This window comes from Stenotrophomonas sp. 14P6.2.3 (assembly GCF_057799055.1).
In genome coordinates, this window is the sequence record NZ_JBYOLA010000033.1 from 1 (window position 1) to 21,954 (window position 21,954).

Consider the following 21,954-nt stretch of genomic DNA (forward strand, 5'->3'; position numbering starts at 1 on the left):
CCCACGGCCAACACGACCAGGGTCAAGCCAACGGCCAGCAGGCGGGGACACGCCCGGTGCGACTGCAGCGAGAGCAGGCGGCGCTTGAGGCTGGTGGTGCTGGGCGCTGCGCTGGCCACGCCGAGGTGCGGCTGCGGCGCCACACCCAGCTGCAGCAACAGGCGGCCATAGGCATGGCGGCTGGCACCATGCTGGCCGACCACGGCCGCATCCACCGCTTCCTCGCGGGCCTGGGCGTATTCGCGCACGGCCAGTCGCAGCAGAGGATTGAAGAAGAACAGGTGCTGGGCCAGGGCCGGCAGCAGTCCCCATTGCAGGTCACGGCGCTGCAGGTGCTGCAGTTCGTGGGTCAGTGCCAGATCCAGCGCATCGCCCTGCAGTGCGTTCATTCCCGCCGGCAGCAGCAGCACCGGACGGAACGGCCCGACCAGCTGCGGCGCATCAACCTGGTCGCTCATCCACAGGCGTGGTGCGCGGCGCAGGCCGTGCGCATCCGCGGCCAGCTGCAGCGCCTGCACCAGCGCCTGGTCCTCGCACGGATACGACGCAGCCAGCAGCGCGCGGCAACGGCGCCATTCGCCGAAGGTCCGCAACGCCATCAGCAGTACGCCGGACATCCACAGCGCGGCCAGTGCCAATGCCCACCAGGCCACCGGCGTGCTGCCGACATCGCCCATCGGCGTGTTCGCCAGCAGGTGCGCCGATGCCTCCGGTGCCATCGTATACATCGCGTCCGCGGCAAGATCCACGGTCGTCATTGCCACCGCATCGGATGCGGGCAGCCAGGCCAGCTGCAGCGGTTGGCTCCACAACAGGCCGACCACGGCCTGCAGCGAAACCAGCCACCACAAGCGGCAACGGGTGGCCGCCGACAGTGTCGGCAGCGCGCGGCACAGCAGGTACACCAGCGCCACCAGCAGCACGGTCTGCAGGCTCGTCCAGCCCAGCCGCTCCAGCATCGGAATCAACATCGAGGTATCCATGGCTCAGTCCTCCTGGCGACGCGATTGCAGTTCGGCCACCAGCGCTTCCAGTTCGGCCAGTTCGTTGTCGCTGACCTTCTGCCGCTGCGACAGGTACGCCACGAACGGCGACACCGAGCCCTGCAGGGTGTTGTCGACGAACTGGGCGACGGCACCCTGCAGCACGCTCTCCGGGCCGCGGGTGGGCTGGTAACGGTAGACGCCCTGCTGCTGCCGGCGCTGCAGGTAACCCTTGGCGCGCAGGCGCTCCATCATCGTCAACACGGTGGAGCGGGCCAGTCCGCGCGGTTCGCCATAGCCGCTGGCGACCTCGCCGACGCTGGCCGGCGCCTGCTCATCCACATACTGCAGCAGGGCCAGTTCCTGGTCCCCGATGGTCTTGCCACGCATGACAACACTCCCTTGACTACACGTGTCGCTACTGTTGCCATGACGACACCTGTAGTCAACCCCCCGGAAGTCATGGGCCGACGAACGGTAGGGGGCGCGGCCGGGGGCGAAGCAGGGGTCAGATCCCTTTCGCATGCAGAAGGGATCTGACCCCGTCCTGCCCCAGGTACGGCTGCCGGCCAGCGGCCGGCACTACCACAGCGTCAGCCGCGCGGCCCACCCATCACCGGCAGGATCACCCCGCTGATGTAGCTGGCACAGGCCGGTGAGGCCAGGAACACATAGGCTGGCGACAGTTCTTCCGGCTGCGCCGGCCTGCCCATGTCGCTGTCCTTGCCGAACTCGGCCACGTCCTTCGCCTGCTTGTCGGCGGGATTCAACGGCGTCCACACCGGGCCCGGCGCCACGCAGTTGACCCGGATGCCGCGCGGCAGCAGCTGGCTGGCCAGCGCCTTGGTGAACGCATGGATCGCGCCCTTGGTGGCCGAGTAATCGATCAGTGCCTTGCTGCCGAACAGGCCGGTTTCCGAACCGGTATTGATGATGCTGGCGCCCTCGCCCAGATGCGGCAGCACCGCGCGCGCCATCTGGATGTAGCCGCCGATGTTGGTCTGCAGGGTTTCCTGCAGGTGTGCATCTTCCAGGTCTTCCAGGCGCTCGCAGTGCAGCTGGAACGCCGCGTTGTTGACCAGGACATCGATGCCGCCGAAGGCCTTGGCCACCTGTTTCACGGCCTTGTTGCAGAAGCGCGGATCGCGCACGTCGCCGGCGATCACCACGCAGCGGCCGCCCTCCTTCTCCACATGCTGGCGGGTCAGCTCGGCGTCCTTGGTTTCGTCCAGATGCAGTACGGCAACGTCGGCGCCTTCGCGGGCAAACAGCACCGCCACCGCGCGGCCGATGCCGGAATCGCCACCGGTGACGATCGCGCGCATGCCCTGCAGCTTGCCGCTGCCGACGTAGTCCGGTGCAAGGAAGCGCGGTGCCAGTTCCAGTGCATGCTCATGGCCGGGCTTGGCCAGATGCTGCGCCGGCATCGTCTCCGGCTGCCGGCGCGGGCCGGCTTGGGTAGCGGTCTTCTTTGTCGCCTTTTTCGTCGCCTTCTTCGCTACGCGTACATCCTTCGCCTTTTCCTGGTCCTGCAGACGCCGTTGCCGCGCGGCCACACGCGCCGCGCGCGGATCGGAAGCGGCGGCCTTGCGGGTCGCGGTCTTCACCACGCGTGGGCGCTCGGACGTGGTGGCTTCGGCGGCGGCTGGCGCGGTCTGTGTACCTTTGCGCACCTTCGGCGATGCCTTGCGGCGGGCGGGGGTCTTCCTGGTGGTGGCCATGCAGGTCTCCTCGGGGGATGGGGGTTGCCGGCCAGCGGCCGGCACTACCGGGGCGCGTGCGCCGCAGTACCGGGGGCGGCGTGCGCCGCTCGTGCAGTGTCTCCACGCAGGCTGTTGGCGGCAGTGAGCGCACCGTGTCCATCGCGTGCACGGCATTCATTCCGCCACCACGCCTGTCGTCGCACCCTGCAGGCCACAACACGAGGAACGTCCCCCATGAAACATGCCATTGCCACCGCCGCCGTCTGCTTCGCTCTCGCCGCCTGCAGCAGCAGCCCCGTCGCCCAGATCCAGCCGATCGATGGGGTGATTTCCGGCCAGTGCCATTCGGACATGGTGCGCGGTGCGGTCGGCCTGGCAGCATCGGATGCCACCGTTGAGCGCGCCCGCGTCGACAGCGACAGCCTGCACGTGCAGGTGCTGCGTCACGACGGTCCGCGCGTGCCGCCCGCCAGCGAAGGCGGTGAACGCCTGACCATCGAAAAGGGCCGCACCAACAACATTACTGCCATCTACTGCGGCTGATCGTTACGGCGCGCCGCCGCGCTTTGCCAGGCGCCGCGCCCGACGCAGCACTTTCAGCGTCGCCTGCTCCCACTGCCGCGGGCCGCGCAGGCCCGCCAGTGCAGTCAGCTCGCCGCGTTCCCAGCCGGCAAACACGCAGGGATCGATGTAGGCCTTGCGACATACCGCTGGCGTATTGCCCAGCCGCGCGGCCACCTGGCAGACCACCTCCCGCTGCGCCTTGGCCAGCGCGCGCTGGCTGGGCGGTTCGGGCAGCTCGGTGGCGGCGAAGGCCTGCACTGCCGCCATCGTGCCACCCCAGGTGCGGAAGTCCTTGGCGGTGAAATCCTCGTCCATCACTTCGCGCAGGTAGTCGTTCACCGCGCCGGAATCCACCGGCTGCACCTCGCCCGCGTCGTCGCGGTACTGGAACAGGGCCTGTCCCGGCAGCTGCTGCACGCCGCGTACCAGCGCGCCCAGCCGACGGTCGCCCACCGTCACCTCATGCAACTGGCCGGACTTGCCGCGGAAGCGCATGCGCACCCGGCCGCCCCGAAGCAGATCCAGGTGACGGTTGCGCAGCGTTGTCAGGCCGTACGACTTGTTCTCCTGCGCATAGGTCTCGTTGCCCACCCGCACCAGCGTGTCTGCCAGCAGCGCGACCACTACCGCCAGCACCTTCTCACGGGGAAAGCCACTACGCTTGAGGTCACGGCCCAGGCGCCGTCGCAGCGCCGGCAACGCTTGGCCGAAGGCGATGATGCGGTCGAACTTGCCGGCATCCCGCACCGCCGCCCAGTCGGCGTGGTAGCGGTACTGCTTGCGCCCGCGCGCGTCGCGGCCGGTGGCCTGCAGATGGCCGTTGGCATGGGCGCAGATCCACACCGCGGTATAGGCCGGGGGCACGGCCAGCGAGCGGATGCGCTGCAGCGTGGCGGCATCGCGTATGGCATGACCGTCGGCATCGCGATAGGAGAAGCCTTTGCCGGCGCGGACACGGCTGAAACCGGGCTGGGTGTCATCGACGTAGCGCAGGCCAGCGGCGCGCGCGGCCTGGCGTTCGGGTGTAGGGGTGGCGGGCATGCCGTCAGTCTGCCGATGGGCGCGGCGTGGCCACGTCAATAACGCAAGACAAACACGTGAGGGTAGGTTCGCCGCTATGCTCGGCCTTTCACCGTCCCATCCCTTCCGGAGTCATGATGTCGTTCCCGATCCGCGCCCGTTCCCTCTCCGCCCTGCTGCTGCCGGCCGTGCTGGCCCTGACCGCCTGCCAGGCGCCGTCGCTGGATGAGCAGGACTCGGCCACCGCCCACGCACAGCAGGCCGCCGAAGCCGCCAAGGCCCCGGCCGATGAAGCCGGCAAGGCCACCGAAGCACCGCCGGTTGGCAACTGCGACGCCAGCCAGGTGCAGAGCCTGGTCGGCCAGGCCTATACCGAAGCACTGGGCAAGCAGGCCCAGGAAGATGCAGCGGCCAAGCAGATCCGCGTCCTGCACCCCAATGACGTCACCACGATGGAGTTCGTGGGCGACCGCCTGAACATCGAGGTGGACGCAAAGGACGTGGTCAGCGGCGTCCGCTGCGGCTGACCCATCCCGCGCCGGCAAGCGTTTGCCGGCGCTTTGGTTGCGGCTGCAACCGTGTATTGCGGCGTTGCAGCAACCTGTGATCTAGTCGAGGCATCCGGTGGCCTCACGATGCGCTCCAGGGATTGAGCGGGCAGGAGTGTCCCCGTTCATTTCAATCTGCATCGAGGTAGAGATGGCCCCCCGCAACCGCCAAGGGCTTTACGACCCGCGCTCCGAGCGCGATGCCTGTGGATTTGGCATGGTCGCCCAGCTCGACGACCAGCCTTCGCGCCTGCTGGTCGATACCGCCATCGCCGCGCTTTCGCGCATGACCCACCGTGGTGGTGTCGCCGCCGACGGCCTGACCGGTGATGGCTGCGGCCTGCTGCTGCGCCGCCCCGATGTGTTCCTCAAACTGCTGGCCAGTGAAGCGGGCATCGCCGTCGGCGCGCGCTTCACTGCCGGCCTGGTGTTCCTGCCGCACGATGCCGACGACGCAGAGGCGTGCCGCACACAGCTGCAGCTGCAGATCGAGGCGGTGGGCTGCAAGGTGGCCGGCTGGCGCGAGGTGCCGACCGACGACAGCGTCTGTGGGCAACTGGCGCGCGATACCCTGCCGCGCATCGAACAGGTGTTCGTCGATGCCGGCTTCGGCCAGGATGACGCCGGTTTCGGCCTGGCCCTGTTCCTGGCCCGTCGCCGCAGCGAACAGCTGCTGCGTGCGCACGCCGACTACTACGTCACCACGCTCAGCCCCAATGCCATCAGCTACAAGGGCATGGTGCTGCCGGACAAGCTCAGCCGCTTCTTCCCGGACCTGCAGCGCCGCGAACTGGCCTCCAGCGCCATCGTGTTCCACCAGCGCTTCTCCACCAATACGCTGCCGCGCTGGCCACTGGCACACCCCTTCCGGATGCTCGCCCACAACGGCGAGATCAACACCATCGAGGGCAACCGCCGCTGGGCGCAGGCGCGCAGCAAGGTGTGGAAGACGCCACGCTTCGACATCGGCGAATTCGACCCGGTCATCTCCATGCATGGCTCGGATTCGCAGAGCCTGGACAACATGCTGGAACTGATGGTGTCCGCTGGCATGGAGCTGATCCAGGCCCTGCGCATCCTGGTGCCGCCGGCCACGCAGTCGTTGGAATTCAAGGACCCGGACCTGGCTGCGTTCTACGAGTTCCACGGCCTCAACAGCGAGCCGTGGGACGGCCCGGCCGGCATCGTCGCCTGCGACAGCCGCTACGCCGTGTGCACCCTCGACCGCAACGGCCTGCGCCCGGCGCGCTGGATGCTGACCGCCGATCGCCACTTCCTGGTCGCCTCCGAAGCAGGTGTGTGGGAAGTGCCGACCGAGCGCGTGGTGCGCAAGGGCAAGCTCGGTCCGGGCGAGATGATCGCCATCGACCTCAAGCGCGGTGACCTGCTCGATTCGGAAGCCATCGATCGCATCAACCGCGGCCGTGCACCGTACAAGCAGTGGCTGCAGCAGGGCGTCACCTACCTGCAGACCGAACTGATCGATCCCTCGCTGGTGGAGGAACCCTTCGACGAAAGCACCCTGCGCAGTTACCACAAGCTGTACCAGCTCAGCAGCGAGGAAGTGGAGCAGGTGCTGCGGCCGCTGGCCGAGACCGAACAGGAAGCCACCGGCTCGATGGGCGATGACACGCCGATGGCCGTGCTCAGCCAGCGCAGCCGTCCGCTGTACGACTACTTCCGCCAGGCCTTCGCGCAGGTCACCAACCCGCCGATCGACCCGCTGCGCGAAGACTGCGCGATGTCCCTGTCCACCCAGCTCGGCAAGGAGACCAACATCTTCCATGCCGGCCCGGAGACGGTGAACCACGTCATCCTCAATTCGCCGGTGCTGAGCCAGCGCAAGCTGCGGCAGCTGCTGAAGATGGACCAGTACGTGCAGGCCAACCGCCTGCTCGACCTGTCCTACAGCGAAGAGGAAGGCCTGCGTGCGGGCATCGAACGCATCTGCGCCGAAGCCGAACAGGCCGCGCGCGATGGCATGGTGATGCTGCTGCTGTCCGACCGCTACCCGGTGGCCGGGCGGCCGATGGTGCATGCGTTGCTGGCCACCAGTGCGGTCCACCACCACCTGTCGCGCCTCGGCCTGCGCTGCGACGTCAACCTGATCGTCGAGACCGGCAGCGCGCGCGATGCGCACCACATGGCCTGCCTGCTCGGCTTCGGTGCCACGGCGGTATACCCGTATCTGGCCTACCAGACCCTGTTCGACCTGGGTCGTCGCGGCATCCTCAAGCTGAGCAAGGGCGGCGAGCAGTCGCAGATCGGCCGCCGCTACCGCAAGGGCATCTACAAGGGCCTGTCGAAGATCATCTCGAAGATGGGCATCTGCACCGTGGCCAGCTATCGCGGCGCGCAGCTGTTCGAAATCATCGGGCTGGAACCGGAGGTCGTGGACCTGTGCTTCCCCGATACCGCCTCGCGCATCGGTGGCGCCGGTTTCGCACGCCTGGATGCCGATGCACGTGAACTGTGCGCGCAGGCCTGGGATGCACAGCAGGGCGTGGATGTCGGCGGCCTGCTGAAGTATGTGCACGGCGGCGAATACCACATGTACAACCCGGACGTGGTGACCACCCTGCAGCGCGCGGCGCGCAGCGGAGACCCGCGTGCGTGGCAGCAGTACTGCGATGCCGTGCATGCGCGCCCGCCCTCGGCGTTGCGCGACCTGCTGCAGCTGGTGCCGGCGGCGACGCCGACGCCACTGGACGAGGTGGCCCCGGCCAGCGAGCTGTTCCCGCGCTTCGATACCGCAGCGATCAGCCTCGGTGCGCTCTCACCGGAGGCACATGAAGCGCTGGCGATTGCGATGAACCGCCTCGGCGGCCGCAGCAATTCTGGCGAAGGTGGCGAAGACCCGGCGCGCTATGGCACCGACAAGCGCAGCAAGATCAAGCAGGTGGCCTCGGGCCGCTTCGGCGTCACCGCCGAATACCTGGTCAATGCCGAAGTGCTGCAGATCAAGGTCGCCCAAGGCGCAAAGCCCGGCGAAGGCGGTCAGTTGCCCGGGCACAAGGTCAATGAACTGATCGCACGGCTGCGCTATGCCAGGCCCGGCATCGGCCTGATCTCGCCACCGCCGCACCACGACATCTATTCCATCGAGGACCTGGCGCAGCTGATCTACGACCTCAAGCAGGTCAACCCGACCGCGCTGGTGTCGGTGAAGCTGGTCAGCCATGCCGGTGTAGGCACGATCGCTGCCGGCGTGGTCAAGGCCGGTGCCGACCTCATCACCATTTCCGGCCACGACGGCGGCACCGGTGCTTCACCGGTCAGCTCGATCCGCTATGCCGGCGTGCCGTGGGAACTGGGCATCGCCGAGGCGCACCAGGCGCTGGTGGCCAACGACCTGCGCGGGCGCACCCTGCTGCAGACCGACGGCGGCCTGAAGACCGGCCTGGATGTGGTCAAAGCCGCGCTGCTGGGTGCGGACAGCTTCGGCTTCGGCACCGCGCCGATGATCGTGCTGGGCTGCAAGTACCTGCGCATCTGCCACCTCAACAACTGCGCCACCGGCGTGGCCACCCAGGACGAACGCCTGCGCGAGAACCACTTCACCGGCCAACCCGAGCGCGTGGAGAACTTCTTCCGCCTGCTGGCCGAGGAAGTGCGCGGCTGGCTGTCGGTGCTGGGTGCACGCTCGCTGCAGGAGATCGTCGGCCGTACCGACCTGCTGCGCCAGCTTGAGGTCTCGCCACGCGAAGACGTGCGCGTGGATCTGTCGCGGCTGCTGGCCGACGCCAGTTACCCGGGCAGCCACTGCGCCGCACAGCGCCTGTACGAATCACCGGACAGCCTGGCCACGCAGATGGACGGCCTGCTGGCCGAGGCCATCGAGCACAAGCGCGGCGGCGAGCATCGCTTCCTGATCCACAACACCGACCGCAGCATCGGCACCCGCCTGGCCGGCGCCGTCGCGCGCGCGCACGGCAACCACGGCATGGCCGAATCGCCGCTGGAGCTGCGCTTCCGTGGCAGCGCCGGGCAGAGCTTCGGTGCCTTCAACGTCGGCGGCCTGCACCTGGAAGTGGAAGGTGAAGCCAATGACTACGTCGGCAAGGGCATGGCCGGTGGCCGCCTGGTAGTGCGTCCGCCGCGTGGCGCACGCTTCGAGGCACGCAGCACCGCGATCATCGGCAACACCTGCCTGTACGGCGCCACCGGTGGCGAGCTGTTCGCCGCCGGCCGTGCCGGTGAACGTTTCGCCGTGCGCAACTCCGGCGCACTGGCGGTGGTGGAAGGCGCAGGCGATCACTGCTGCGAGTACATGACCGACGGCGTGGTGCTGGTGCTGGGCAAGGTCGGCCTCAACTTCGGCGCCGGTTTCACCGGCGGCCTGGCGTACGTGCTGGACGTGGACCGCGATTTCGTCGACCGCTACAACCACGAGCTGATCGACATCCATCGCGTGTCCGCCGAAGGTTTCGAGAACTACCGCCAGCATCTGCACCGTCTGATCGGTCGTCATCGCGAGCTGACCGGCAGCATCTGGGCGCAGCAGATCATGGATGAGTTCCGCGATTACATCGGCAAGTTCTGGCTGGTCAAACCCAAGGCCGCCAGCATCGAGTCGCTGACCGAAACCCTGCGCCGCGCTGCATAACGGTAGTGCCGGTCGCTGGCCGGCAACCCAGGATCACGTAGTGCCGGCCGCTGGCCGGCATCCGGAAAACACCACAGAGCCCGCCATGAGCCGCAAGCACGCCTTCCAGTTCCTCGATCTGCCCCGGACCATGCCGCAGCGCATCCCGGTCGAACTGCGCACCTCCGGCGACTGGGGTGAGCTGTACGGAAAGTTCGGCAAGGAAGACGCGCAGTACCAGGCCGGACGTTGCCTGGACTGCGGCAACCCGTACTGCAGCTGGAAGTGCCCGGTGCACAACGCCATTCCGCAATGGCTGCAGCTGGTGCAGGAAAACCGCATCCATGAAGCGGCCACGCTGTGCCACAGCACCAACCCGCTGCCGGAAGTGTGCGGCCGGGTGTGTCCGCAGGACCGTCTGTGCGAAGGCAGCTGCACGCTGGAGGAATTTGGCGCGGTCACCATCGGCGCGGTCGAGAAGTACATCGTCGACACGGCACTGGCTACCGGCTGGCGGCCGGATATGACCGCGGTGCAGCCCACCGGCCACACGGTGGCCGTGATCGGTGCCGGCCCCGCAGGCCTGGCCTGTGCCGATCGCCTGGCGCATGCCGGCATCACCGCGGTGGTCTACGACCGCTACGAGCAGGTCGGTGGCCTGCTGCAGTTCGGCATCCCCAGTTTCAAGCTGGACAAGGACGTGATCCGCCGCCGCCGCGACGTGCTCGAAGGCATGGGCGTGCAGTTCCGCCTCGGCGTGGAGATCGGCCGCGACGTCAGCCTGCAGCAACTGCTGGACACCCACGATGCAGTGTTCGTCGGTACCGGCGCCTACCGCTACACCGATGGTGGCCTGGACGGCCAGGACCTGAAGGGCGTGCTGCCGGCACTGCCGTTCCTGGTGCAGAACAGCCGCATCGTCGGCGGCGATGATCCGCAGGGCCGGCCGATCGCCGGCTGGGAAGACCAGATCGCCCTGCCCGACCTCAATGGGAAGCGCGTGGTGGTCCTCGGCGGTGGCGACACCGGCATGGACTGCGTCCGCAGTGCGGTGCGACTGGGTGCCGCCAAGGTCACCTGCGCCTACCGCCGCGACGAAGCCAACATGCCGGGCAGCGCGCGCGAAGTGGCCAATGCACGCGAGGAAGGCGTGCGCTTCCTGTTCAACCGCCAGCCGCTGTCGATCGAAGCCGGCGCCGATGACGAGGTGATCGGGGTGACGGTCATCGAGACGCGTCTGGGCGAACCCGATGCCAACGGCCGCCAGAACGCGGTGCAGATCGAGGGCAGCGAGTCGCTGCTGGAAGCGGACGTGGTGATCATCGCGTTCGGCTTCTCGCCCAGTGTGCCGTCGTGGCTGGCCGAGCACGGCGTGGAAGGCCAGGCCAATGGCCGCATCCTTGCTGGAGGCAAGGGCAAGCTGCCCTTCCAGACTGCCCATCCGCGCCTGTTCGCCGGTGGCGACGCGGTGCGTGGTGCCGACCTGGTGGTGACCGCGGTGGCCGAAGGTCGCGACGCCGCTGCCAGCATCGCGCGGCTACTGGCGCACTGACAGACCGAGCGGCATCAGCGCTGCGGCCAGGATGGCATGCAGTGCCTGGCGCTCAACCGGCTTGGCGATGAAACGATCGATGCCAGCGTCGAGGCAGGCCTGACGGGTACTGTCGAGCACGCTGGCGGTCAACGCGATGATCGGCACCCTTGCCGCATCGGCACGCGGATCGGCGCGGATCGCGCGGGCCAGGGCAAAGCCGTCCATGCCCGGCATGTGGCAGTCGGTGATGACCAGCGCGAACGGTTGCGTCTGCCACGCCTGCCAGGCCTGCTCGCCACTGGCGGTGGCATGCACCTGCAGGCCCAGCTCCCGCAGGCGCTGGACCAGCAGCTGCAGGTTGGTGGGATGGTCTTCGGCAACCAGTACCCGCACCGGCGGCAACGCTGGCAGGCCAGCCGCATCATCACGATGCTCCACCGACGGCGCCTCACAGGCAGGCAGGTACAGGTCCAGCCACACCGTGGTGCCCGCGCCCGGCGTGCTGCACAGGTGCAGTTGCCCGCCCATCGACGCCGCAAGCTCCCGGCATATCGCCAGGCCCAGGCCGCTGCCGCCGAAGCGCCGGGTGGTGGAGGCATCGGCCTGGGTAAACGCTGCGAACACCGCCCGCTGGCGCTCGCGGCTGATGCCCACGCCGGTGTCGGTCACCTGCAGCCGCAGCTGCTGGCCATGCTCACGCTGCTGCAGCACCCGCACCTGCAGGTCCACCCCGCCCTGCAGGGTGAATTTCAGCGCATTGCCCGCCAGGTTGAACAGGATCTGGCGCAGGCGCAGCGCATCGGCCAACGATCCCCGCTGCAGCGCGGGATCCACCTCGCAGCGCAGATGCAGCCCCTTGCTCGCCGCCACCGGTACCAGCAGACGCTGCACCGCCCGCAGCAGCTCGGCCAGGTCGGTGGGCAGGCACTGCGGTGGCTGTGGGCCGGACTGCAGGCGTTGGCTGTGCAGCACGTCATCGAGGATCTGTCGCAGCATCTGCGCGGCATCATCGATGGTCGCCAGTACCTGGCGCTGGCGCGCATCCAGTGCGCCGCTGCCGAAGCGCTCCAGCATTCCCAGCAGGGTGCTCATCGGCGTGCGGATCTCGTGGCTCATGGTGGCCAGGAAATGGGTCTTCGCGGCGGCATCCTGCTCCGCGTCACGCCGGGCATCGTTCAACGCCTGCGTACGTGCGCGCGCCTCGGTGACATCCATCCAGTATCCGCTCCATTCCACGCCTCTGTCGCTGCAGGCAATCGGTCGCCCGTGCGAACGTACCCAGCGCCAGCCGTTGGGGCCGCGCGTGCGGAAAGTGATGTCGATGGGCCCGCGCACCAGTGCGGCGGCGTCGACGCAGGCCAGCACCGAGCGGCGGTCCTGCGGATGGACTGCGGCCAGCGGACTGCCATGGTCGACCCGCGCGGTATCCACGCTGATCCCGAACAGCGCGTGCACGTCGCCGGCAATGTGGGGAACGCTGTACTCGCCGGTGCTGCTGCGCCGCGCCCGGTACACCACCGCCGGCAGGTTGGCGGTGACGTCCTGCAGGCGCTGTTCCAGCGCCTGCCTGCGCAGGCCTTCGCGGTGCAGCCGCCAGTAGCCGAACGCATACACCAGGCTCATTGTCAGCAGCACCAGCAGCACAGCGATCGACCCGCGCAGGGGTGACACCGGCGCGTGGCCGCGACGAGGGGACGTCACGATCCAGTGTGCCCGCAATGCTTCCCGCTGCTCCTGTGTCATGCCTGCCTGCAGCTGGTTGAAGCGGGCTACCAGATGCGCGCACGCCGGCAGCGTGGCCAATACCAGTGCGTCGCTGAAGCCGGCCGGCGCTGCCACGTCCAGCGCGTCGCCCGGCTGATTGCGCAGCGTGGCTTCCACGTCCACCAGGTTGCCCACCACCGCATCGACCTGGCCGCTGATCAGCAGCCGCAGTGCCGTGTCCAATGTCGCCACCTGCAGCAGCGGCACGGCCGCACCCGACTCCTCCAGCATCCTGGCAAGCGGCACGATGTCGAGGCTGGCCACGCCGCGGCCGTGCAATCCGTCGAGGCCGATGATCGGCGGCGCGTCGGGGCGTCGCACGATCACCTGCGGCACCTGCAGGTAGGGCACGCTGGCCATCCAGCCTTTCGGCTTCTGCGCACGCGGCCAGCCGAGCACGGCCTGGGTTCCGGCAGGCAGCGCGCCGGCGGCCAGCGCCGTCGCCGCGACCGGTGTGGCGCGCAGCGTGGGGTACTGCTCCTGCAGCAGCGCCAGGTAGACCGCCACCAGGCCCTGTGGCGTGTCGTCCAGACTGGATGACAACGGTGCACGGTCAGCGGGGTAGGCAAGCAGGATGGGGCCTTCGCACTGACCGGCCCAGGCCGGCGCCGACAACAGCGACAGGACTACGATGCGGGCCAACGGGCCAGCGACATTCACGGTGGACATCCTCATGTCGCAGGCAGGGGCATGGCCGCATCGCGGTGCGACCTCCTGCCACGCTAGCGACGCGCTTCCCAGCAACAATGAGGAAATGTGTAAAACCCTCCGAAACCGTCAATAGCGACATACACTGCCGCTTCTACCGATCCCGGAGCTTGCGATGCGCATCGGCCTGGCCGCCAACCGTCTCCATCACAACGACGCGCGCGCGGCACTGTTCCGCTGGCTGCGCGCCAGCGAACCCGGGCTGCGCGAACTGGGCGTGACGCTGTGTGCGGTCGGACGTACCCACGATGCGATCCAGCGCAACGGTTTCCTTGCCGGTTACGACGGCCTGCAGCGCTATCCGTACGGTCGCGAAGGCGGGTTGATGAAGCTGGTGGCCGAAGTGGTGGGCATGGGCGCCGAGCGTACGCTGGACGGTGCGGTCTATCTGATGGATCCGGTGGATCCTTCCTCGGTGTTCCCCGAGGCGACCGCGCTCAAGCGCCAGTGTGTAATCCACGGCAAGCCTTTCATTTCCACCGTGGCCACCGCCCGCGACTGGATCGAGGTGGAGCGCGTCCATGCTGGCCTGGCCGCCGATGCCGGCGCCGACGAGCTGCATGCGTTCGAAGGGCAGACGCTGGCGTTGATCGCGCACGATGCGATGAAGCCGGCGATGCTGGCGTTCGCCGACGAACACTTCGACGTACTGGCGCGCTTCGGAGAACGAGTAGCCACCGGTACCACCGGCCAGCGCTTGAACGAGCTGGCCTGGAGCCGCGGCTGGCCCGCGGATACGGCGTGGGTGACGCGTTACCAGAGCGGCCCGATGGGCGGCGATGCGCAGATTGCCGACCGCGTGCTGGAAGGTCGTTGCCAGCGCGCGATCTTCTTCGAGGATCCGCATGTGGCGCGCCAGCATGAAGCGGACATCCAGCTGCTGGAGCGGGCGGTGACCACGGTGACCGATCAGGCGGTGTGCATCACCGCTCCGCGGGTGGCGGCGCGATGGGCGGATGCGGCGGCATTGCGCGTGGGTCGATGAGGTTTTCGGCCAACGGCTGAGCCCCTCGTGGTGGGGGGCGTAGAGCTGGATTGCCAGGGTTTGGCCGGGCGAGGTGGATTGCGCAGGGGTCGCTGCAAGTACGTCCATGTAAGCTCGGTCGCCGCATCCATGCGGCTCACGCCCCTGCGCAACCCACCCCGCCCGGCCACGGAGGGTTTCCGTGCTCACCACGGAAGAGAAAAAGAAGTGCAGGAGCGAAGCGGGTCGCGCGCTGTGCGCGCTTTTGTAGAGCCGAAGGTAGCGGCAGGAGCCGCTGCCAACGTCGCTTGCGACGGCCCGGAGGGTGCCGGTCAGGACGACCGGCATAGCCATGCTCGGCTGCTCTTGGTCGCGGTGGCTGAACATCCGCGCCGCGCGCGATAGCCGAGCATGGCTCGGCTCTACAAAATCACAGTGCTACAGCAGCTGCCGAAGCATTGCTTTCAATCTGCGCCCTTCCAGCTGGAAGTAGTCGCGCTGCGCTCGCCAGTCGGGGAAGCGTTGTTCCACTTCGTGCCAGAACGCCGGCGAGTGGTTGGCCTGGATCAGGTGGCAGAGTTCGTGCACCAGCACGTATTCGAACGCGGCGGGACTGCCCAGTACCAGTGCCAGATCCAACGCCATGCTGCCGTCGGGGGCCAGCGAGCCCCATTGCGAGGACATCACCTTCAAGCGCAGGCGGCTGGGCGCGCGCGGCAGGCCGGGCAGGTACTTCGGCAGCCAGCGGCCGACATCGGCGCGGGTCTGTGCTTCGTAGAACTCGCGCAGCAGGCGGCGCAGGGTCGCGTCGCCGCCACGGCTCGGCCATTGCACGCAGGCGCCGTGTTCGTCGATTTCCAGTCGTGCGTAGCGGCCTTCCTGCCAGCGCAGCGGCAACAGTTCGCCGCGCAGCGGCAGCACACCGTCGACACCAGGCTGCAACGCGGCGGGCAGTCCATGCCCCTGGTAAAGGCGCAGCTGCAGGCCCAGCCAGTCACGATGCTGTTCGAGGAAGCGCTCGCCCATCACCAGGCTGGCGCGCGGCGGCAACGTCAGTCGTGCACCGCGCTCATCGACGCTTAGCTTGATCCGGCGCGCGCGCGGATCACGCACGCGCAGTACCTCGATCTCGACATCCTCCAGCCGCAGGCGAACGGTGTCGCGCTGTACGGTGGCGGGAGGGACCGGTGAGATCAGGCGGCGCAGCAGACGGCTCATGGTCCCAGCATAGCGCCGTGCGGGGCCGCCGGATGACCGGCGGCCGACGGCCTGCCTGTTCAGTCAGCCTTGCTGAGCTTGAAGGCTTCTTCAAGCAGCAGGAACAGGCGGCGGATCTCCGCGCTCTGCAGGGCGAAGCGGGCGTCGAACTCGGCACGGCGGCCGTCTTCGTCCGCGTGCTCCAGCTGGTCCAGCGCGCCGTCCAGGAACTTCAGCTTGCGCACGATCAGGTCGTCGCCCAGCACGAAGGACAGGTTGTCTTCGAACACCAGGGCCAGCTTGGTCACCTGCTTGCCGGCGTCCAGGTGCTTGTCGATCTCGTCGCAGCGCAGTTCCTGGTGCTGGCACTTGACCACTGCGCCGCCCTCCACCGGATCCTTCATCTCGCACTCCTCACCCAGGCTGAAGCCGGTGGGCAGGGGCTCGCCGGCGATCCAGCCGGTCAGGATCGAACGCGGCGCGACTTCGGCGTTCAGCGGCATCGCCGGGAAGCTGCCGAGCAGGCCACGGATGTCGGACATGAAGTATTCGCCGGTCTTGCGGCTGGAGGTGTCCACCACCACGTAGCCGTGCAGCTGGTCGATGAAGGCATCGTTGCGCGAGGACTTCACGAAGGCGCGCGGCAGCAGTTCATGCAGCAGGTCGTCCTTCATGCGCTTGCGCTCGCGGCCACCGGGGCGGCGGCCTTCCTTCTCTTCGATCTCTTCCAGCTTGCGCTCGAGCAGGTCGTTGACCACCGCGCCGGGCAGGATCTTGTCCTCGCCACCGACGGTCAGCCACAGGTGTTCGGCAATGCGGTGCGAGAGAGCTTCCTTCTCTTCGCGGCCGAACGGCGAGATGAAACCACGCGAGTTCATTTCCAGCGCGCCGACCGGCTTGAGCAGGGCGTGCGGCAGCAGGGTGTCGACTTCGGAAAAATCAGTGGAGGTCGGGAAGCGGAAGAACGTCAGGTTGCGAAAGAACATGGAATTCCGGTGTCTGAAGAAGAAGGGCGCCCGACCTTAAGCGGCAGGCGTCTCGGGAACTGCGTCGGCCAGCCAGGCATCGGCATGCGCCGCATCGCCACGGCGGCCCAGGGCCATGAAATCGAACAGGGCGGCATCAGCCAGCTGCGCAGGTCGCACGTCGGCCATCGCACGTGCGATCTGTTCGATGCGCCCGGGATGGTCCTGGTCCCACTGCTTGAGCATCAGGCCGACCTGCCGACGCTGCAGGTTTTCCTGGCTGCCGCACAGGGTGCAGGGAATGATCGGGAAGCGGCGGGCCTGCGCGTACTGCGCGATGTCGTGCTCGCGCACGTACGCCAGCGGGCGGATCACCACGTGCTGTCCATCGTCGCTGAGCAGCTTCGGTGGCATGGCGGCCAGCTTGGCATGGTGGAACAGGTTCAGGAAAAACGTAGCCACCACGTCATCGCAATGATGGCCCAGGGCGATCTTGCTGAAGCCGTGCACCTTGGCGTGGTTGTACAGCGCGCCACGGCGCAGGCGCGAGCACAGCGAACACATCGTCCGGCCTTCCGGGATGACCCGGCTGACCACCGAATACGTGTCCTGTTCGATGATCTGGTACGGCACGCCCAGCCCGGCCAGGTACTCCGGCAGGACGTGCTCGGGGAAACCGGGCTGTTTCTGGTCCAGGTTCACCGCCACCAGCTCGAACGGCACCGGCGCCTTTTTCTGCAGCTGCAGCAGCAGGTCCAGCAGGGTGTAGCTGTCCTTGCCGCCGGACAGACAGACCATGACCTTGTCGCCCGCTTCGATCATGCCGAAGTCGGCGATTGCCTGGCCGACCTGGCGGCGCAGGCGCTTGCCCAGCTTGTCCGCCCCGTGCCCGGCCACGCGCGGGTCGCGCGAAATGCGCTGCGGGGGATCGGGCAGGGAGATCACGGCGGACATGGCGCCATTCTACCGGCTTGCGGCAGCCTGGACCCGGGGTCGGGATTCCCCTCTCCCGGCAGTCATCGTCGCTGTGTATGCTCGGAGACCGTGGACACCTACAACCCCGCCGAAATCGTCGAACGCCTCGTCGCCCTGCGTGCCGAGCACCGGTCGCTGGATGAACAGATCGCGCGCATGGCCGCCAACGGCGAAGATGAGCTGGAGTTCAAACGCCTGAAGCGGCGCAAGCTGCAGTTGAAGGACTGCATCACCAAGCTGGAAAGCCTGCAGATTCCGGACGAACCAGCGTAACCGGTGGCCCATCCACGCATGGCGTGGATCTACTGCAGCCCCACGCCCGCCCCGAAGTCCGGTAACGACCCGGAAACATATGGTTCCATGCCATGCCGGGATGTCCCAGTAGATCCACGCCATGCGTGGATGGGGCCCTGCATCAACGCGGCAGCGCCAGCTCCGCACTCCAGGCCGCCTCGCCGTCCACGGTCAGGTCGCAGCGGCGCACGTTATCGGCACCGGTGCAGCGCAGCCCCAGCGGATGGCCGTACCAGTCACCGGCAAGGCCCTGCCGAGCGGCGGGTTCATCACCACTGATACGCACCTCGCCAGCCAGCCACAGACGGTAGCGCGCCGGTTGCCCGGCCTTTGCCTCGATACACAGGCGCACTGGCGCATCGGCCAGCCGCCCGGGCAGGGTATCGTCCACACAGGCCTCTGCAGCCTGCACTGAAGCAACCGCGAGGCCTGCGGCCGCGATCAACGCGGCCAGGCCCGACAGGCGCCGCAGGTTCAATCCTGCGGTGCCGGTTCGTCCGGGCGCGCTGCTTCCGGGCTGACCCGTTCGATGGTGTGGCGCAGCTCGCGGCCGAGGATGAACTTGGCATCCTTGGCCCAGGCATCCAGGCGCTCGTCGAACAGCAGCTTGCTGTTCTCGTCCGGCCACACCAGGCGCAGTTCGCGCAGCTTCTGGATGAACCCGCGGAACAGCGACTTGTCGAAGAACTCCGGCGCGGCCGGCGCATAGAGCAGGCTCAGGCGCTGCGCGGCCTGCTGGCACAGGCTTTCCAGCTCGGCGGCACCGAGCGTGCCCGGGCCGTTCTTCACCAGCACCGAAATGGCGATGTAATAGCGCTCGAACGCCTGCTGCAGCGAATGGCCGATCGCACGCAGGCGGAACACTTCGTCGGTCTGCCCGGTGTTGCGCGCAAGGATGCCGCCGTCGTCTTCGTTGACGTTCTGCAGCAGGCCCTCACGCACGAACACGTCGATGGTCTGGTCGATGCGCTGGGCGAACTCGTCCTCGGTCCAGGGCAGGAACAGTTCGGCCTGCAGGAACGGGTACACCGTGCGGCCCAGCTGGACCAGGCCGGTGCGGCTCATGCGGCGGTTGTTCTGGAAGCAGCAGGCCACCCACGACGACGCGGTGAACAGGTGCACCACGTTGTTGCGGAAGTAGCTCAGCAGCACCGCGGTATCGCCGCTGACGCTGAGCACGTCGCCCAGCGGGTGCTTGATGCGGGTGAGAACGTTGATCTCTTCGGCGTGGGCGATGATCCGCTCCGGCGAATGCGGGGTCACCGTCACGCGGCCCGAATACGGCATCTCCACCAGCAGGGTCTTGCACAGCTCGATCTGCGCGATCAGGTCGGCCTCGCCCATCGCATGCTTGGGCGTGGACAGCAGGGCCAGCGCCAGCAGGTTGATCGGATTGACGTCGGCGGCGCCGTTGATGCGTACCTGGATGCGCTCGGCCAGAGTGTCGACGGTGGTCGACAGCCACGAGGGTTTCTCGTCCTCGGACACCGCCTCGCCACCCCACTCCGGGGCCTTCTCGGCCAGCACGTCGTTCAGTGCGATCGGTTCGCCGAAGTTCACCACCACCTGGCCGTAGTTCTGCTTGAGCACCTTGGGGATGCCCCACAGCAGCTGCCAGATCGATTCCTTTTCCTTCGGACGCCCGGACAGTTCATCCAGGTAGCTGCCGCCCTCCATCAGCTTCTCGTAGCCGATGTAGATGGGCTGGAACAGCACCGGCTTGCGCGGCTGGCGCAGGAACGCGCGCAGGGTCATCGAGATCATGCCGCCCTTGGGCTGCAGCAGCCGACCGGTACGCGAGCGCCCACCCTCGACGAAGTATTCGATGGAGTAGCCGCCTGCGACCAGCTGCGCGACGTACTCGCTGAGCACCGCCGAGTACAGCGCGTTGCCACGGATCGAACGGCGGATGAAGAACGCACCGCCCTTGCGCAGCAGGGTGCCGACCACCGGCAGGTTCAGGTTGATGCCGGCCACGATGTGCGGCGGCACGATACCGCGGTCGTACAGCAGGTAGGACAGCAGCAGGTAGTCCATGTGGCTGCGGTGGCTGGGCACGTAGACCACTTCGTGGCCCGGTGCAGCAGCCTTGAACTTGTCCAGGTGGTGCACCAGCACGCCGGCGTAGATGCGGTTCCACACGTGACTGAGCATGAAGCTGGCCGAGCGCACCACCGGGCTGGAATAGTCCGCGGCGATTTCCCAAGCGTAGGCGTGCGCCTTCTTCCAGGCATCACTGGTTTTGCTGTTGTCGCGCTTGGCCTGGGAGGCGATCGCTTCGCGCACCGTCTCGGCGGCCAGCACCTGGTCCACCAGCAGGCGCCGGGTCGACAGGTCAGGACCGATCACCGACTCGCGGATGCGGCGGAAATGGGTACGCAGCACGCGCTGCAGCTTGCGCACCGTACGCTCGGGCTCCAGGCCCTCGTCGATGGTCGAGCGCAGCGAGATCGGCGGTGCGAAGCGGACGATGGTGTTGCGGCCGTTCAGCAGCAGGCCGAGCAGGCGGCGGAAACGGCCGACCAGCGCCCAGTTTTCCGAGAACAGCACGGCGAACCAGCCGCTCTGCTTGTCCGGGGCGCGGCCGACGAAGATCGATACCGGCACCAGGTGCACGTCCAGGTCGTCGCGCACGCGATGGGCCTGCAGGACCTTGGCCAGCGAATCGGAATGGGTCTTGGCACCGCGCTGCTCGGGAATCAGCGAGTTGCTGGAGCTGCGGCGCGACAGGGCCAGGTAGGCGCGCTTGCGGCCGGTGGGGTCACCGGCCAGCGGCACCAGCGGCGACGGCAGGCCGGCCTGGCGGCAGGCCTTGTCCAGGATCAGCGCGTTGGACAGGCCGTAGTCTTCCAGCACGTACATGACCGGGCGGCCATCGTTGTACTGGCCCGGGTCTTCCGGCTCGATCTTCAGCGACAGCCAGGGCTCCACCAGGCGCCCGAGCAGGCGCGCCCACAGCGGGCGGCGGCCAGCAGGACGCGCGTGCACGGGCGTCGCCGCCGGCGGCGTGCCGGCGTCGGTCGAGGGGGACGCCGGCGCCGTGTCGGCGGGCGTCGGCTGGGATTCTTCGCCGGGGAACGGCAGCGGGTTCTGTTTCGACATCGACGTCATTATGGCTTAGCCGATGGCGTTGCCGCTTCCCCATCGGTTGCGGGGGCGGGTACAGGCTCTGGCGCGGCGGCGGCGCGGGCGGCATCGGCCTGGCGCAACAGGGCGTCGGTATCGGCCAGGGTGCGGGTCAGGTACCAATGGCCCTCGCGCCGGCTCAGCGGCACCTGCACGGTCATCGCGCGGCCGGCAAGCTCGTACTGCAGGCGCACCAGGGCGTTGTCGCCCTCCACCGACAGCAGCTCACCACGCACGCTGCGCAGCGCCTCGTCCACGCCCAGGCCATAGCTGGCCAGCACGGCCTTGACGGTGTGGATGAACGGCGCCAGCTGCTGCAGGCTGCCTTCCATGCCCGCGGCCTGCAGGCCGGCGTCGTCCTGGAAACCGACCTTGGCGGCGGCACCGACGAGGGCCGCGATGCTGCTGCGGGCCCTGGCGCGGTCGCTGATGGGTGCGTCCTGGGCCCAGGCCGCCAGGGTCTGCACCAGCTGGATGTAATGCGCCTGCTGGCCAGGCGTGTAGCCCTTCTGGTGCCGCAGGTACTGCACGCCGAAGTTGCCCATCGACTGCGCGGCCTGGCGTACGGCGCGGGCCTGTCCGGCCAGCTGGCGGTCGAAACTGCGCTGCAGCTGCGCGCTGGCGCCGGGCTCACGCAGCGCCGCCAGCATCGGCAGCAACTGGTCGCCGAGCGGCAGCCCCGTCAGCGGCCACTGGCTGTGGCCATCGGCCCAGGCCTGCTGCAGGCGCTGATACTGGCTGGGCGGCACCGACAGCTTTGCGTAGCCGATCAGATCGTCCTCGGCCAGCCGTTGCGCCATCGCCTGTACCGCGGCGACAGGTTCGGCCGGCGCGGCGGCCGGATCGCTGCCGGATTCACGGCACGCGGCGATGGCCAGCAGCAGCATGGCCGCCAGCCCCCATCCCCGCGCAGACCTTCCTCGCACTACAACGCTCATGCAATCGGACTCCCCGGACCGGTCCGCATCTTGCGGCCTGCGACGTGACAGCGGCAAGCCGGGGCGTCACGGTTTCCGCCATGGCA

The 21,954-nt window shown here is 68.0% G+C and carries 17 protein-coding genes; 6 read left to right on the forward strand and 11 right to left on the reverse strand.

Annotation, left to right across the window (positions count from 1 at the left end):
* The 3 genes from AC27VL_RS18045 to AC27VL_RS18055 all read right to left on the reverse strand — a co-directional run.
* On the reverse strand, positions 1-983 hold a 983-nt coding region (locus AC27VL_RS18045; protein WP_488767711.1), incomplete at its 3' end, for a M56 family metallopeptidase.
* 3 nt (positions 984-986) lie between these two features.
* Positions 987-1,373 carry a BlaI/MecI/CopY family transcriptional regulator gene (locus tag AC27VL_RS18050; protein WP_025876036.1) on the reverse strand — a complete coding sequence of 129 codons (387 nt, stop codon included), beginning with the start codon at positions 1,371-1,373 and terminating at the stop codon, positions 987-989.
* 203 nt (positions 1,374-1,576) lie between these two features.
* Positions 1,577-2,704, reverse strand: a complete 1,128-nt coding sequence (locus AC27VL_RS18055) for an SDR family oxidoreductase (RefSeq protein WP_488767712.1) — start codon at positions 2,702-2,704, stop codon at positions 1,577-1,579.
* Between the two features lie 216 nt (positions 2,705-2,920).
* Between AC27VL_RS18055 and AC27VL_RS18060 the strand changes: the two genes are divergently transcribed.
* Positions 2,921-3,229 (forward strand): putative periplasmic lipoprotein, encoded by a 309-nt coding sequence (locus AC27VL_RS18060; RefSeq protein ID WP_100461762.1) that lies wholly within the window; start codon positions 2,921-2,923, stop codon positions 3,227-3,229.
* Between the two features lie 3 nt (positions 3,230-3,232).
* On the opposite strand, the gene AC27VL_RS18065 is transcribed toward AC27VL_RS18060, so the two are convergent.
* Entirely contained in the window at positions 3,233-4,291 is a 1,059-nt protein-coding gene (locus tag AC27VL_RS18065; RefSeq protein ID WP_488767713.1) for a DNA topoisomerase IB, read from the reverse strand.
* 116 nt (positions 4,292-4,407) lie between these two features.
* Here AC27VL_RS18065 and AC27VL_RS18070 point away from each other — a divergent pair, with 116 nt between their 5' ends.
* From AC27VL_RS18070 to AC27VL_RS18080, 3 genes are all read left to right on the forward strand, one after another.
* Positions 4,408-4,797, forward strand: a complete 390-nt coding sequence (locus AC27VL_RS18070; protein WP_100554325.1) for an I78 family peptidase inhibitor — start codon at positions 4,408-4,410, stop codon at positions 4,795-4,797.
* Positions 4,798-4,969: 172 nt separating this feature from the next.
* Positions 4,970-9,424, forward strand: a complete 4,455-nt coding sequence (gltB, locus tag AC27VL_RS18075) for a glutamate synthase large subunit (RefSeq protein ID WP_488767716.1) — start codon at positions 4,970-4,972, stop codon at positions 9,422-9,424.
* A gap of 85 nt (positions 9,425-9,509) precedes the next feature.
* A complete protein-coding gene (locus AC27VL_RS18080) occupies positions 9,510-10,955 on the forward strand; it encodes an FAD-dependent oxidoreductase (RefSeq protein ID WP_346586884.1) in 1,446 nt (481 codons plus the stop codon).
* Here AC27VL_RS18080 and AC27VL_RS18085 read toward each other — a convergent pair.
* Entirely contained in the window at positions 10,941-13,370 is a 2,430-nt protein-coding gene (locus tag AC27VL_RS18085) for an ATP-binding protein (protein ID WP_488767718.1), read from the reverse strand. The two genes, AC27VL_RS18080 and AC27VL_RS18085, sit on opposite strands and share 15 nt — an antisense overlap.
* A 154-nt stretch (positions 13,371-13,524) precedes the next feature.
* Between AC27VL_RS18085 and AC27VL_RS18090 the strand changes: the two genes are divergently transcribed.
* Positions 13,525-14,394, forward strand: a complete 870-nt coding sequence (locus AC27VL_RS18090; protein ID WP_488767720.1) for a methylglyoxal synthase — start codon at positions 13,525-13,527, stop codon at positions 14,392-14,394.
* Positions 14,395-14,811: 417 nt separating this feature from the next.
* Here the strand turns inward: AC27VL_RS18090 and AC27VL_RS18095 are convergent, their stop codons facing one another.
* From AC27VL_RS18095 to ttcA, 3 genes are read right to left on the reverse strand one after another with little or no spacing between them, the layout of a single operon-like run.
* Positions 14,812-15,591, reverse strand: coding sequence for a M48 family metallopeptidase (locus AC27VL_RS18095; protein WP_180164681.1), 780 nt, complete (start codon positions 15,589-15,591; stop codon positions 14,812-14,814).
* Positions 15,592-15,650: 59 nt separating this feature from the next.
* Positions 15,651-16,556, reverse strand: a complete 906-nt coding sequence (locus tag AC27VL_RS18100; protein ID WP_089241793.1) for a recombination-associated protein RdgC — start codon at positions 16,554-16,556, stop codon at positions 15,651-15,653.
* Positions 16,557-16,592: 36 nt separating this feature from the next.
* Entirely contained in the window at positions 16,593-17,489 is an 897-nt protein-coding gene (gene ttcA, locus AC27VL_RS18105) for a tRNA 2-thiocytidine(32) synthetase TtcA (protein ID WP_100554320.1), read from the reverse strand.
* Between the two features lie 90 nt (positions 17,490-17,579).
* Here ttcA and AC27VL_RS18110 point away from each other — a divergent pair, with 90 nt between their 5' ends.
* Positions 17,580-17,783 (forward strand): YdcH family protein, encoded by a 204-nt coding sequence (locus AC27VL_RS18110; protein ID WP_093820272.1) that lies wholly within the window; start codon positions 17,580-17,582, stop codon positions 17,781-17,783.
* A 142-nt stretch (positions 17,784-17,925) separates the two neighbouring features.
* On the opposite strand, the gene AC27VL_RS18115 is transcribed toward AC27VL_RS18110, so the two are convergent.
* Genes AC27VL_RS18115 through AC27VL_RS18125 form a run of 3 tightly spaced genes read right to left on the reverse strand, consistent with a single transcriptional unit; the run spans position 17,926 to position 21,868 of the window.
* Positions 17,926-18,282, reverse strand: a complete 357-nt coding sequence (locus AC27VL_RS18115) for a hypothetical protein (protein ID WP_488767723.1) — start codon at positions 18,280-18,282, stop codon at positions 17,926-17,928.
* The gene (plsB, locus tag AC27VL_RS18120) at positions 18,279-20,915 is read right to left on the reverse strand and encodes a glycerol-3-phosphate 1-O-acyltransferase PlsB (protein WP_099819471.1); all 2,637 of its coding nucleotides are present in this window, start codon (positions 20,913-20,915) and stop codon (positions 18,279-18,281) included. Before plsB ends, AC27VL_RS18115 begins: the two co-directional genes overlap by 4 nt.
* On the reverse strand, positions 20,915-21,868 hold the full coding sequence (locus tag AC27VL_RS18125; protein ID WP_488767725.1) for a hypothetical protein: 954 nt from the start codon (positions 21,866-21,868) through the stop codon (positions 20,915-20,917). Before AC27VL_RS18125 ends, plsB begins: the two co-directional genes overlap by 1 nt.
* Between the last annotated feature and the right edge of the window lie 86 nt (positions 21,869-21,954).